This is a genomic window from Bacillus sp. 05T22, assembly GCF_056396765.1.
Map to the genome: position 1 here is coordinate 38,089 of NZ_JBFTMC010000004.1, position 14,471 is coordinate 52,559.

Sequence of the window (14,471 nt, forward strand, 5' to 3'; positions counted from 1 at the left end):
AATATAACAATGTGAAAAAACAATACAAATCGCATACATATGCAATTAAAATCCCCTGTAACATTTTAGAAGTATATTCTTTTTTATATAAATCCATTTTAAATTTTCAACATATAAATGACTGCTATGAAGAGAAGAAGTTGACTTTACACTCGGTTGTTCTTGGCATGGGATAGGAAAAGAATTTGACCGCTTCTATGCACGGTCGGATGCTCTCGTCCACTTAAAAAGAAAGGTTTTATATCAGTTTTTCTATTTGCACTTATATAGTAAAAAACAGCTACCGATATTTAACCGGCAGCTGGATAACCTATGAATAACTTTGAAAATAAATCTTCCGTTGTTTCTGTAATTTTATCAAACATATCTGTTTCACTTTCTTCTTGCTCTTTCATCATTTTAATGGTTTTTTGTGCATCCACAGGATAGTCTGTAATAATCCCATCGACATTAAGCTTATAATATTTTTTAAAGCTTTCCATATCATTTACAGTCCATACATAAATGGGTTTATTTAATTTTCTTGCTGCTTTTACTAGGCGTTTATTTAACATATATTCTTCTGCCACATAGAAATCAGCCTGAACATATTTTAAATCCGCTCTGCTTGCATATAATATATATCCTACCTTTATATCTGGGTTTGCACGCTTAAATTCTTTAATGAGCGGATAGTGCAATGTTTGAATGACACATTGCTTTTCAAAGTCGTTTTCCTTAATTGTTTTTAATACTTTCTTTACAAAATCCTTTTCATTTCCATGTAGTTTCACTTCTATATTCAGTTTTATCTTGTTTTTTGCAAGCTTAATCATCTCATCAAGTGTACTAATTTTACCCGTAAATCCATCTTGGCTGAGAGTCAGTTTTTGAAGCTCATCCATCGTTAAATCTGATACTTGTACATTCGCATTCGCAAGACGCTTTAATTTCAAATCATGTATTACGGCCAATTGACCATCTTTTGTTTGTAATACATCAATTTCAGCATACTCTGCTTTTGCATCAATCGCACCTTGTAGGGCCTCTTTCGTATTCTCTACTCCTTTGGAAACATATCCACGATGTGCCATAATAACTGGCTCTTTATATGAATTCGTAATAAACGTCACAATAAAAGCAACAACCATGCCCACGGTGAAAACACCAACAATATATACACCAATAAACTTCAAACGATGCTTTTTAAAAAAACATTTATTCGCTTTTGTTTTGGAATAATCTAAGCCTTCTTCTAATAAAACATCTACAACTGGAACCTTTTGTAAATAAAGTCTTGTCAATGCCATAATATAAAACGGAGTTACAATAAAGCTAAATAAATACAATGTACTCGTCAAAAATACAGATAGAGTAGATTCTGCTAAGAGGRCAAATGTCCCTTTTGGATTCGTAAATTCATATACACCCCATAAAACTAATAAGTACATTCCCATTAATAAAACAAATACAATCCCGATCGAGATAAAAAATCCAATTAAAAAGAACAAGACTTTAAAAAAGCTTCCTTTTACCAAATTTGCACTTTTACGTGCAGCCGTACGAAATGTTTTTTCTTCTAAAACAATAATAGGTAAAACAAAGATCCACCTAAGATTCAAGTATGCAACTACAGCAAAGAAAGCATAGTAACCGACTTGTCCCATTGTCGTTTTAAACAATTCTCCTGTAATAAAATTAGGAATTTGAATTTCAGGAATTAGTGCAGATTTATACCCCATGCTTAACAGAGGTAACAATACAACCGCATACAAAACAAATCCAGGTAAGCAATATGTAAACAGAGAAGGCAAATACGTTACCGTTTTATATAAAATAGGTCGTAATTTCACCTTTTGTCGTTTATGTGCAAAATATGAAATAATAATAAGCACTGCAAACTCCGTAAAAATGAGAAAAAGTGCTAATATCGATAAAATGAAAATAGTTGCGATACCATATGGAGTTTTCAAAAAAGCTAGCAATTCATCGTTTGTCGCATTTGCATAGCCACCAAAATACAACAATTTATTAAAAATAATACCGAATAGCGGTATAAATACAATGGCTGCTAATAATTTATAAACAAGCTGAAACGCCAACACATTCCAAAAAGCAAATTGCACTGTTTGAAAGGAATGTTTCATGACTCCTGGTATAGATAGTCTTTTACGGTGTAGCATAAATCCCTCCAAATTCTAACGCTATATTTGAGATGGATTCCATATTTCTATTTCAAATCCATCTTTTTTATAATAATATATTCCGCTTAATATGAACACTCTTATACATCCCAAAAAGAGTGACAGGCACAACCCCATCACTCTTTCTCATTTTTACCACACTATTGACGGGCAGTAAGACCCCCCACTGATTAAAATTTCACCTTATTTTTTCCCTAATCCTTGTCCAAATGCTTTTAAAAAGCTAAATCCAAAGGTAATCGCTCTATTGATATCAGGATCTTTTAATACTTTAAAGAAGTCCATAACCTTTGTTTTCTTACCCTTTTTTAATTCGTCTGTTGCAAATTGTAATCCTGTAACTAAACTCGATGTCACCTGTTTTGTTACTTCTGGATCAACAGAAGATAGCGCTTCTCCTGCCCCCATCATATTATTTAATGCATTTTTTACCGGTTCACGATTTAATTGCTGGGCAGCAATTTTAGAAACATCTTCTTTTGCAGCAAGCAAACTAATTGCTGCATCTAATATGCCAGCTTGTTGCAACTGTGCTAACAATTGCATCGTCTCTTCTACCGCTTCACGATTCTCAGCTAATTGGGTTAGCAGTTCATCTGATAACTGTTGTTTCTTTTCTGCTTCTGTAATGACCTTTTTCTGAATCAATGTAATTTCTTTTGCCACGTTCTTCGCCCCCTAGTTCTGATCCACAAGTGATACGTACTGCTTTCTCTGCCATTTCTGCTGAATTTCAACACCATTTTGCGGATGACGCTTTTTATCTCTTGGGTTTGAAGCAGGAAGTGGACGATTTCCTTTTTCACGTAGTACACGCATTTTCACCATCGTTTGTTTATAAGCCGGTGTACACGTATATAGGTCTGTCGCTGTTCCTGTTAAAATATTAATCGCTTCTTCATTTACTGTCGCATGCATCGGTAAATATAACTCGTTTCCAGTCACACGATCTGTAATAAGTGCCTGTACTTTGATTTTCCCAAACGGTGATGTCAGTTCTACAAGGCCACCATCTTTCACATTCCGCTCAGTAGCAAGCTCAGGTGAAATCTCAACAAACACCTCAGAAATTTTGGATAGAATCCCCACTGATTTATTTGTCATATTCCCTTCATGGAAATGTTCTAACATACGACCATTATTTAATAATAAATCGTAGTCTTCTGGCGCTACAACTGGCGGCACCCATTCATCTAGTGAAAGACGGGCTTTTTTATCAGGGAAATTAAAACCATCGACATATAATAACGGTGTATCACTACCGTCATGACTTCCCCAGCATAAACTGTTCCATCCTTCTAAACGATCATATGTTGCTTGTGAATAGAGCGGCGCAAGTGATGCAATTTCATCCATAATTTCACTTGGGTTCTCATAATTCCAATCCCCACCAAGTGCACGTGCTACTTTTTGTAAAATCCACCAGTCTGGTTTAGAATCACCAAGCGGTTTAATAACTTCATATAAACGTTGAATACGGCGCTCTGTATTTGTAAATGTTCCCTCTTTTTCTAAACTTGGTGCTGCTGGTAAAATAACATCCGCAAAGCGCGCTGTTTTTGATAAGAACATATCTTGAACAACAAGAAAATCAAGATTTGCTAAAATATGCTGTACATGATTTGCATTTGAATCTACTAAAGCCATTTCTTCTCCCATAACATACATACCACGCAATTTTCCTTCTTCTGCTGCAAGTAGCATCGCAATGTTATTTAGCCCTGGCTCTTTCGGAATCGTAGTTCCATATGCTTTTTCAAATTTCGCACGCATTGCATCATCCGATACCGCTTGATAACCTGGAAGCCAGTTTGGTAATGTTGCCATATCACAAGCACCTTGTACGTTATTATGTCCGCGGAGTGGATATGCACCTGCACCCGGGCGACGATAGTTACCTGTTACAAGAAGTAAGTTTGAAATCGCTGCAGATGTTGTACTTCCTCCTGTATTTTGTGTAACACCCATACCCCAAAGTATACAAGTACCATCTGCTTCATATACCATACGAGCCATTTCTTTTAATGTATCTTTAGAAATACCTGTAATACTTTCCGTATAATCAAGTGTATATTTTTCTAMCATYTTGCTATATTCATCAAAATTCTTCACATTTTCATCTAAGAATTTTTTATCATACCAATCTTGATCAATAATATATTTTGTCACACCAGCAAGCCATACATAGTCAGTTCCTTGGCGCGGATGAACAAACAGATCAGCACGCTCTGCCATTTCATGTTTGCGAAGGTCCGCTACAATTAGTTTTTGTTCATGTAGCTTGTGAGCACGTTTTACACGTGTTGCAAGTACTGGATGTCCCTCTGTCGGGTTTGCACCGACAACAATGACTAGTCCTGCCTCAGCAATATCTTTCACTGTCCCAGCGTCACCGCCCATACCAACAGTTTTAAATAAACCATCTGTTGCTGGCGATTGGCAGTAACGAGAACAGTTATCCACATTATTTGTTCCATATATTTGACGAGCTAACTTTTGCATTAAATAATTTTCTTCATTCGTTACTTTCGAAGAAGAAATAAAGCCAAATGCATCGCTACCATGTTCCGATTTAATATGTTGCATATTGGACGCAACAACCTCTAAAGCTTCTTCCCATGATGCTTCAACGAACATATCCCCTTGACGAATCAACGGTTTCGTAATACGGTCTTCACTGTTTACAAAGTCCCATCCGAACTTTCCTTTCACACATGTAGAAATTCCGTTTACTGGTGCGTCTGATACAGGTTGTACTTTTAAAATTTGACGATCTTTCGTCCATACTTCGAACGAACAACCTACACCGCAAAATGTACACACTGTTTTCGTTTTATTAATCTTCGTTTCACGCATTGCAGATTCAACTTCTGAAACTGCTAAAATACTACTATATCCAGGCTCTACATCCTTTACAAAATCAATCATCGGATCTAACACATCCGGTTTCAACCCCGTCATAAATCCTGCTTCCCCAAGCATAGATTTTTCCATTAATGCGTTACAAGGACAAACTGTTACACATTGTCCACAACTAACACAAGATGAATCGTTAATACTCACGCCATTATCCCAAATAACACGCGGACGATCTAAGGTCCAATCAATTGATAACGTTTCGTTTACTTGTAAGTTCTGACATACTTCTACACACTGCCCACAAGCGATACATTGGTTTGGATCATAACGGTAAAATGGATGAGTCATGTCCACTTCTTTTGCACTAACTTTCGGTTCATATGGATATTTCTGTTCTTCAATTCCCATCATATGTACCGTATTATGAACTTTACAATTACCGTTATTATTATCACATACTGTACAATACAATAAATGGTTCTCTAATATTCTATCCATTGCTTCCGTTTGTGCTTCTTTAGCACGTGGTGAATTTCTTTCGATATGCATACCATCTTCCAATTTCGTTGAACAAGCACGCAATAGCTTTCCATCTACTTCCACAATACACGTATCACAAGTTTGAATTGGATCCACCTCTGGTACATGACAAATTTGTGGATGTTCTAAATTACTTTCGTTAAATAATTGCAGTATCGTTTCTTCACCAGATGAAAGAAATTCTTTTCCATCTATGGTTACACGAACTGTTTTTTCTGCCATAGTTTCCCCTCTCCTTACAACCAACTGTACAACACAGTTTTGAATCCGTTTTCAAAACTGTGTTGTTATACATATTTTTTGAAACACTCTGTTGAAATCCTATCTTAGAAGTCGATTCTTGATGCTATAAGGTATAAAAAATGACACTATTCTACTACTCTATTATATCTTACATATACAATAATAACCAAATAATATATAGAAACTGAAAAATAAACATAAAACCTGTCTTTTTAGGTGGGAGAGAGCATCCGGCCGTGCATAGAAGCAGTCAGTTCCTTTTCCTGCCCCATGCCAAGTGAAAACAAAGAGAGAAAACAAGTAGCGGTCATCTTTTCTCTTCCTAGCAGCGACTTATATGTCGAAAAATCAAAATGGATTTATATAGATAACAGATGCTTTTATTTTTTCAATGTTTTATGATAAATAGGAAGAAAAATACATATGAAGGGAAAAATACTATGGGGTCTGTCCAAGAAACATGTAAAATGGTACGTTATCAAGCTGGAATATTCCTCGAACAAGAAGATGAAATTGTCACGGAATATCCTGTAACGATTAAATTAAACGGGGAAGAATATGTAACAGTTGTATGCACTCCAAATTATATTGAAGATATGGTAATAGGTTTTTTAATTTCTGAAGGAATTATTGCTTCTTATGAGAACATTGATGAGTTATGGATACAGAAAGACAAAGGGGTTGTCCATGTAAAAACATCACAAATCAATCCACTCTATCAAACGCTATATAACAAACGATATGTCACTTCTTGTTGCGGCAAAAGTAGACAAGGATTTGTTTTTGTAAATGATGCAGCAAAAGCAAAAACTTTACATGATATACATGTAACAATTACTCCAGAAGAATGCTTTCATTTAATGAACTCCTTACAGCAATCTTCCACTACGTTTCGTCAAACAGGCGGGGTTCATAATACCGCCCTGTGCGATCGAAATACCGTTCTCATATCAAGAATGGATATTGGACGACACAACGCATTGGATAAAATATATGGCCATTGTTTACGCAATCATATCCCCATTAAAGGGAAAATTATTGTATTTAGTGGCCGAATCTCATCTGAAATTTTGCTGAAAGTTTCTAAAATCGGTTGCGAAATTGTTCTTTCTAAATCAGCTCCAACAAAATTAGCATTACAGCTCGCTCATGATTTAGGCATTACGGTAGTTGGGTTTATTCGTAATGACTCCTGTAATATTTACACTCATCCAGAACGAGTTGAAGGATATATAATAGAAACAAAATGATTCCTGCTAAAGGAATCATTTTTTAGTTATAAAAATGTACTATATTTATTTGTTGAATAGTTAATAAAGTTAATATATAATTTCATTACATAAAGTGAATCATAAAAAATGCCTGAAGACACATGTCTTCCTCGCATATATCTACTTATTCTTTTACAAATTAAGAAAGAATAAGTACAAAATATGTTTATGAATACACAGTAGATGTTCTATCAATATAATCATCAGACTCTTACGGATTACAATCTCCTGCTTTACATAATAAAGCCGAGGATCTATTTCCCTATAGAGTGAGATAAACTGAGGAGGTTACAGCTATGGAAATTCGCTTATTAACAAAAGAGGATGCAAAAATTTATTTAAAAGTTTGTATGGAAGGATTAAAACAAAATCCAGAAGCCTTTAGTTCTTCTTATGAAGATGTGCTAAAACATGAGGATCCAGTTGCTGCAATGGCAAAACGTTTATCTAATCCTGATAAATATACCCTTGGTGTCTTTAAAGATAACGATTTGATTGGACTCGCGACTTTAGAAACAAAACCATTTATTAAACAAGAACATAAAGCAAAAATCGGCTCTGTTTACGTCTCTCCAAAAGCTCGCGGTCTTGGGGCTGGACGTGCATTAATAAAAGCCATTATTGAAAATGCTCATAAATTACATGTAGAACAACTCATGCTTGATGTTGTCGTTGGAAATGTAGCTGCAAAAAAATTATACGAGTCACTTGGCTTTCAAACATATGGTGTACAAGAACGTTCTTTAAAACACAATGGACAGTATTGGGATGAGGAACATATGGTTTTATTTTTGAATAACTAATCATACAACATATATAAATACAAATTGAAAAACCGACATAAAACCTGTCTTTTTAGATGGAAGAGGGCATCCGCCCATGCCAAGTAAAAGCAAAGAGAGAAAATCACCTTTTGTTCTTTATAATCGTGACTTATATGTTGAAAAACCAAAATATATTTATATAACTTTTCACAAAAGTACCTTTTGTGATAAAGGTGCTTTTTTCTTACAACAATGTAATGTTCCCGTCATCTTATTGAATGGTTCTATTCCCTCCTCTTCGCTATACTAAAAGTACGAAATCACAGCCAAAAGACATGAGAGATGAAAAAATAATAGAAGTAATAGAATGAAATCAGTAATTGGAGGAATAACAGATATGAAACAGCACAAACATCTTATTTTGTTCATTTGTGGTACAATAATCGTCACTTCAGGATTAGCAATTCTTCCTTGGTTTATTGTATAAAGCTTCCGTCATTTTTTGGTTCCTTCCTATACAAAAATCCCCTGTACATAGCATACAGGGGATTTTTACGTACAAATAAAAAAGCTTATTGTTTCTCAAAATAAAACAATGAGCTTTTACATTTATTATAGAATTCCGAAAAATTTATTAGTACATGTCACAATGATTAGCATAGATACGGCAATACACATCACAATAGCATTGCGCTCTTGTTTATCTTTTTGTAAACGTTCTTCTTTTTTACTCACGTGTATAGTCCCCTTTATAACAATAAAAAAAGTGTGAGATAGGAGATTTTCCTTATCCGATGCGAGGTGAATACGAAATTTCTCACTATCTCACATACACAATAGAATGGAATTGTCATTTTATAAATAAAATGACATGACGTTATGTCGCAACATAGGGTATTTTGTGTCGCTACGCTTTCTATTATAAAAAAGAGTTGTGCAAAAGTAGTGCATTTTTTATGTCAATTGCCTTAGTAGAAAAAATACACTACAATTCAATCACGTAAACAGAGTTTTTTATTATTTTCATGTAAACTATACAAAGTAGAATGAATGTTTTGAGGTGCACAAGACTATGATTAAAATCTTATTAGTAGACGATGAAGAACGCATGTTACGATTGTTAGATTTATTTTTGAGCCCACGTGGTTATTTTTGTATGAAAGCCAATTCAGGTATAGAAGCTCTTGAACTAATTCAACAAAAGAACTTCGATATCATTTTATTAGATGTGATGATGCCCAATATGGATGGATGGGATACATGTTATCAAATCCGTCAAATCAGCAATGTTCCAATCATAATGTTAACAGCTCGTAATCAAAACTACGATATGGTAAAAGGACTTACAATGGGAGCCGATGATTATATTACAAAACCTTTTGACGAACAAGTACTAGTTGCACGAATTGAAGCTATACTGCGCCGAACAAAAAAGGATGGTTTTATAAGCTTCAATGGTATTGAATGGGATAAAACCAAACATACTGTCACTGTTTACAACGAGAAAATCCCCCTTACACCTATCGAATTTTCATTACTAGGACTGTTTTTACAAAATACGAACCGAGCATATAGCCGTGATGATTTAATTGAAAAAATATGGGGATATCAAACGGATATTGAATATCGTACTGTCGACTCACATATCCGCAATATCCGTGATAAATTACGAAAAAAAGACTTTCCTGTTGAAAAATACTTAGAAACCATCTATAAAGTGGGATACAAGTGGAAAAGTGAATAAAAACAAATAGTATAGTGAAACTTTGATTAGCAAACATTTTTTATCCCCCTATTCGCTGTACTTTAAGGTAGGGGGCTTACCGTCCGAGAATAGGGGGATAAAAATTTGATAAGTGGTGAGATACCTCCCTCTAGCTATTAATGTGAAATAAAGGTGTGGTAAAAATGAATAAACTTTCCCTCAAGATCGGTACATACTTTTTAATATTAGCTCTATGTATTGAAACAATTGCTTTTGTATCTTTTTATACAAGTTTGTCGAACATGCGTATCGAGGAAGAAAAAGCCGCTCTTTTAGAAAAAGGGAAGCGCTATAGTAATTTTATTTCAAAACGTTATGGTCCACGAGCTTTTGAACATGCTGCAGCAATGGAATCACATTCTAATTCAGATACAAAGTTAGTCATAACAGACACCAATGGGCAAATCCTTTCTTCTTCTGATCCGATAACACCAGAAATGAAAAAGCAACTTGCTTACAAAATACATTGCACTTCAATAGATGGAACTTTGGTTGAGAAAAATTGGAAAACATCGAAATTTATTTCAACAGCAACGCCAATTATCATTCATAAACAAATTACTGGATATGTACATATGTTTTTAGATACCGCATTTTTAGAAAAAATGATTCTTCGCTTAGCACATCAATTTATTATTATCGGTATATTAACTCTTGTTTTAACAACAATTTCTGTATTTATCTTTTCTCGTGTCATTACCGATCCTCTTATAAAAATGAAACGTGCAACAGAAAAAATGTCAAAGCTAAATAAACCGATTAAATTAGGAATTAAACGCAATGATGAACTCGGTAGTTTGGCCAAAACCATTGAAGAATTATCTAGTGAATTAGCCTACATGAAAAAAGAACGAAATGAATTTCTTGCAAGTGTAGCCCACGAACTGCTCACACCTCTCACGTATATGAAAGGTTATGCAAAAGTGGCTAAAAGAGATTCTCTCTCTAAAGAAGAGCGTGAAGAATATTTACAAATTATTGAAGATGAGACAGATAGTGTAACAGAACTCGTTCAAGATTTATTCGATCTTGTTCAGCTAGAACAACATCAATTTATTATAAAAAAACAAAAGATTCCTTTACAGCCTTTTCTAGAACGCATGATTGAAAAAACCAAACCAGCACTTGCTAAAAAGCAAATAAAAATTAAATTTCACTGCACAGATAACCCTAATGTCTGTATGGATGAACGCCGAATGGAACAAGTGATGCTAAATTTATTACACAACRCCTATCAGCATTCTTATGAACAGTCAGTTATTACTGTACAAGCATCGCAAAATGGGAATACTTTTTCTATAAGTGTGCAAGATGAAGGAGAAGGTATTCCACGAGAAGATATTCCGCATATTTTTGATCGTTTTTATCGAGTTGATAAATCAAGAACTCGAGCTACRGGTGGTAAAGGAATCGGCCTAGCTGTTGCAAAAGAAATTGTTGAGTTACACAGCGRCTCCATTCAAGTAAAAAGTGAATTAGGAATGGGCACCGAATTTATTATTAAATTACCAATTGAATAATCTATACGTTAAATCACCAGTAGTATTCTTACTTCAAAACTGCTGGTGATATTATGTTAATAGCTAATATGTATTCGCAAATTATTAGTAAACCCATTAAAATGCTAATGGTACAAGCTGACCTTTTGAAATTATTCTTATTTCAATATAAAATGGAAATACAACTGTGAAAGATTCGGAGGGTGATATAATTGGAAATCCATGTATTAACAAAGCAAGAGGCAGAAATTTACTTAGAACTTCGTGTAGAAGGATTAAAACAAAATCCTGAGGCTTTTAGTTCTTCTTATGAAGATATTATTAATAAAGAATGTCCGATTGAGTATAAAGCACAAAAATTAGCACAGGATGAAAACTATACACTAGGTGCATTTAAAGACGGAAAATTAATCGGAGTTGCAACCCTGGAAACGAAACCATACGTAAAACAAGAGCACAAAGCGAAAATTGGTTCCGTATATGTATCTCCAAAAGCGCGCGGACTTGGAGCTGGAAAAGCACTTATTAAAGAGTGTATTGAACTTGCCAAAACACTAGAAATAGAACAAATTATGCTTGATGTTGTTGTCGGAAACGATGGTGCCAAAAAGCTTTACGAATCATTAGGATTTAAAACCTTCGGTGTACAAGAGCGTTCTTTAAAATATAACGGTCAGTACTGGGATGAAGAGCATATGGTTTTATTCTTAGATGAAGAAAAATAATAAAAAATCCTCACGTATATGAGGATTTTTTTATTATTTTTTACGATAAAAACCATGCTTTATATAACAATTGAATTGCCTCTTCAATCTCTGCCTCTGATAAAATAGCACCCCCAAGTAAAACTGTATTTTTTGGGGCGCTTCCTTCTTCATAGTACGTAGAAACCGGATATATTTTTATATCCTTATCAGATGCCCTCTTTATTAATTCTTCTTCGAACATTCCATTTCGAACCTTTAATAAGATATGTAGGCCAGAATCTTCTCCTATCACTTCCACCTTATTAGAAAAGTACCTTTCTATCGCTGAGACAAGAGCATCCCTCTTTTTTCGATAAACAACTCGCATCTTATGAATATGCTTTTCCCAATGTCCTTCGTTTAAAAACCTTCTAATGATTTCTTATAGTACAAAATGTCAAAAGAGGTCATACTAAACTTATGACCTCTTTTTATGAATTAAAAGGAATTGTCCTGTCTTCTAGCAAATACAATTACACTAACTATGAAAAATAGGAGTGTGGCAAGATGAAAAAAATTGGAACCGTGCTACTTTTCTCCTGTATCATCACTGGCTGTACCTCACTAGGGCAAAATTCCAAGGAACCGATAAAAGAAATAACCGAAATCTCTAAACCTCAAAATAATGCACCTACCTTTTTTCACCTTAGCGTCTTAAAAGATGTTTACTGGCAAGAAAGTCCATCCTTTGTAGAAGGAAAGATGCCGTTAAAAGGCATTGAAGGAAAGATTGCAGTTGCGGATAGTCCTTTCATTGCCAATGAGAAAAATAAACAGATGTGGTTCTTCCTCGATCCGCAAATGCCATCTGGAAAATTATCTATTATTGCTTTAAAACAAGGATCTACAGCACCCACTCCCGTACTCTTTCAAGATGAAACTTCCGAACAAACTTGGACCACTCCTACTCCCATTCATTCAAGTATAAAAGAATTACCTCTTCTTATGTCACTGCCTTCTCCTGGATTATGGGTATTAAATGCGTATATTGACGAGAAATATTATGAACAAATCGTTATTCATGTAGAAGAAAGTGACAAAGCTTAATTTCTTCCTTACAACAATGTAATTCTTATGTCATCTACTTCGATAGTTGTATCTCCCTCTCTCTCTTATACTAAAAATAAGAAATGCAACAACAAACAAGGAGAGATGAGAGATGAAAAAAGTGATGGATGTTGTAGTGGCAATGGTAGAGGTTTTCGTAAATGGAAAGCAAGTTGCAATGGAGTTGAATAAATAATGCAGAGCGAAATATTTATTACTAATAATATAAAACAATAAGCGGGAGTACGATTTCTTTATTGTTTAGATCTCTTATCTCACTAAAAAAGCAGCGCCCTTCTAAGAAGATGGCACTGCTTTTTTATTATTATTTCGAATAACTTGGCATTTTTGTAATTTGCGCTACTCCTGATTCAATTGCTGCTTTTGCTACTGCAGCTGCAACACTTGGGACAACTCTTTTATCTAGCGGATTCGGAATTACATAGTTTTCATTACGTTCTTCATCAGTAATGATGTTAGCGATCCCATATGCTGCAGCTAATTTCATTTCCTCTGTAACATCTGTTGCACGTACATCTAATGCCCCACGGAATATACCAGGAAATGCTAGCACATTATTTACTTGGTTTGGATAATCAGAACGCCCTGTTCCAACTACAGCAGCACCAGCCTTTAGTGCATCCTCTGGGTATATTTCTGGGATTGGATTCGCCATTGCAAACACAATTGGTTTTTCACTCATTGTCTGTACAAGTTCTGTTGTTAACACATTAGGAGCAGATACACCGATAAAAATGTCTGCTTCATGAATCGCTTCTTTTAATGTTCCACGTACATATTCGCGATTTGTTTTCTTTGCAATCTCTATTTGTGCCGGATTCATCCATGATTCATCCTCACAAACAATTCCTTCTAAACTTACTAATGTAATATGCTGCGCTCCAGCTTGTAACAGTAATTTAGCAATTGCTATCCCTGCCGAACCAGCACCATTAATGACAATTTTCACTGCATCCATCTGTTTATTTACAACTTTTAACGCATTAATAATCGCAGCTAAAACAACAATTGCTGTTCCGTGTTGGTCATCATGGAACACCGGAATATTTGTTTCTTCTTTTAAGCGCTTTTCAATTTCAAAACAGCGCGGCGCTGCAATATCTTCTAAATTAATACCTGCAAATGTAGGTTCTAAATTTTTAACAATGGTTACGATTTCATCTACATCAGTCGTTCCAAGACAAAGCGGAAATGCATCTACATTCGCAAACTTTTTAAATAAAATACTTTTTCCTTCCATAACAGGCATAGCTGCTTTCGGGCCAATATCACCTAATCCAAGTACTGCTGTTCCATCTGAAACAACTGCAACCATATTACCGCGCGCTGTATAGTCATAAGCTGTTTCTTCATCTGCAGCGATCGCTTTACAAGACTCAGCCACTCCTGGTGTATATGTCAAACTTAAATCATCTGCTGAATTCACTTCTACTTTACTTGTAATTTCAATTTTCCCTACCAATTCTTTATGAAGTAATAATGAACGTTCATTAATTTGACTTTCTAACATATAAATAAGCTCCTCCTAATTTG

General features: G+C 34.8%; 11 protein-coding genes and 1 pseudogene. 6 read left to right on the forward strand and 6 right to left on the reverse strand.

All coding sequences use genetic code 11. The annotated features are described in order from the left end of the window. Window positions 1-290: 290 nt before the first annotated feature. From AC1DIT_RS02450 to fdhF, 3 genes are all read right to left on the reverse strand, one after another. Window positions 291-2,162, reverse strand: a complete 1,872-nt coding sequence (locus AC1DIT_RS02450) for a glycerophosphoryl diester phosphodiesterase membrane domain-containing protein (protein WP_476998042.1) — start codon at window positions 2,160-2,162, stop codon at window positions 291-293. A gap of 204 nt (window positions 2,163-2,366) precedes the next feature. Next, window positions 2,367-2,849, reverse strand: a complete 483-nt coding sequence (locus tag AC1DIT_RS02455) for a helical membrane plugin domain-containing protein (protein WP_016113061.1) — start codon at window positions 2,847-2,849, stop codon at window positions 2,367-2,369. A 12-nt stretch (window positions 2,850-2,861) separates the two neighbouring features. Continuing rightward, window positions 2,862-5,804: a formate dehydrogenase subunit alpha gene (gene fdhF, locus AC1DIT_RS02460; RefSeq protein ID WP_476998043.1), complete on the reverse strand. Its 2,943-nt coding sequence runs from the start codon at window positions 5,802-5,804 to the stop codon at window positions 2,862-2,864. 461 nt (window positions 5,805-6,265) lie between these two features. Here fdhF and fdhD point away from each other — a divergent pair, with 461 nt between their 5' ends. Together fdhD and AC1DIT_RS02470 are read left to right on the forward strand one after the other, a co-directional pair. Continuing rightward, entirely contained in the window at window positions 6,266-7,075 is an 810-nt protein-coding gene (gene fdhD, locus AC1DIT_RS02465) for a formate dehydrogenase accessory sulfurtransferase FdhD (RefSeq protein WP_016113059.1), read from the forward strand. A 317-nt stretch (window positions 7,076-7,392) separates the two neighbouring features. Beyond that, window positions 7,393-7,899 carry a GNAT family N-acetyltransferase gene (locus AC1DIT_RS02470; RefSeq protein ID WP_016113058.1) on the forward strand — a complete coding sequence of 169 codons (507 nt, stop codon included), beginning with the start codon at window positions 7,393-7,395 and terminating at the stop codon, window positions 7,897-7,899. 573 nt (window positions 7,900-8,472) lie between these two features. On the opposite strand, the gene AC1DIT_RS02475 is transcribed toward AC1DIT_RS02470, so the two are convergent. Next, entirely contained in the window at window positions 8,473-8,595 is a 123-nt protein-coding gene (locus tag AC1DIT_RS02475) for a hypothetical protein (protein WP_077294981.1), read from the reverse strand. A 337-nt stretch (window positions 8,596-8,932) separates the two neighbouring features. Between AC1DIT_RS02475 and AC1DIT_RS02480 the strand changes: the two genes are divergently transcribed. The 3 genes from AC1DIT_RS02480 (at window position 8,933) to AC1DIT_RS02490 (ending at window position 11,849) form a co-directional block, all read left to right on the forward strand. Beyond that, window positions 8,933-9,604 carry a response regulator transcription factor gene (locus AC1DIT_RS02480; protein WP_016113056.1) on the forward strand — a complete coding sequence of 224 codons (672 nt, stop codon included), beginning with the start codon at window positions 8,933-8,935 and terminating at the stop codon, window positions 9,602-9,604. Between the two features lie 164 nt (window positions 9,605-9,768). After that, window positions 9,769-11,145: a sensor histidine kinase gene (locus tag AC1DIT_RS02485; RefSeq protein ID WP_476998044.1), complete on the forward strand. Its 1,377-nt coding sequence runs from the start codon at window positions 9,769-9,771 to the stop codon at window positions 11,143-11,145. 191 nt (window positions 11,146-11,336) lie between these two features. Then, entirely contained in the window at window positions 11,337-11,849 is a 513-nt protein-coding gene (locus tag AC1DIT_RS02490) for a GNAT family N-acetyltransferase (RefSeq protein ID WP_016113054.1), read from the forward strand. Window positions 11,850-11,889: 40 nt separating this feature from the next. Here AC1DIT_RS02490 and AC1DIT_RS02495 read toward each other — a convergent pair. Beyond that, a pseudogene (locus tag AC1DIT_RS02495) lies at window positions 11,890-12,252 on the reverse strand (MocR-like pyridoxine biosynthesis transcription factor PdxR); the annotation flags it as partial. A 125-nt stretch (window positions 12,253-12,377) separates the two neighbouring features. On the opposite strand from AC1DIT_RS02495, the gene AC1DIT_RS02500 reads away from it, so the two are divergent. Further along, the gene (locus tag AC1DIT_RS02500) at window positions 12,378-12,917 is read left to right on the forward strand and encodes a DUF4871 domain-containing protein (protein WP_016113052.1); all 540 of its coding nucleotides are present in this window, start codon (window positions 12,378-12,380) and stop codon (window positions 12,915-12,917) included. 325 nt (window positions 12,918-13,242) lie between these two features. Here AC1DIT_RS02500 and AC1DIT_RS02505 read toward each other — a convergent pair whose 3' ends face one another. Further along, entirely contained in the window at window positions 13,243-14,448 is a 1,206-nt protein-coding gene (locus AC1DIT_RS02505; protein ID WP_016113051.1) for an NAD(P)-dependent malic enzyme, read from the reverse strand. Window positions 14,449-14,471 lie beyond the last annotated feature (23 nt).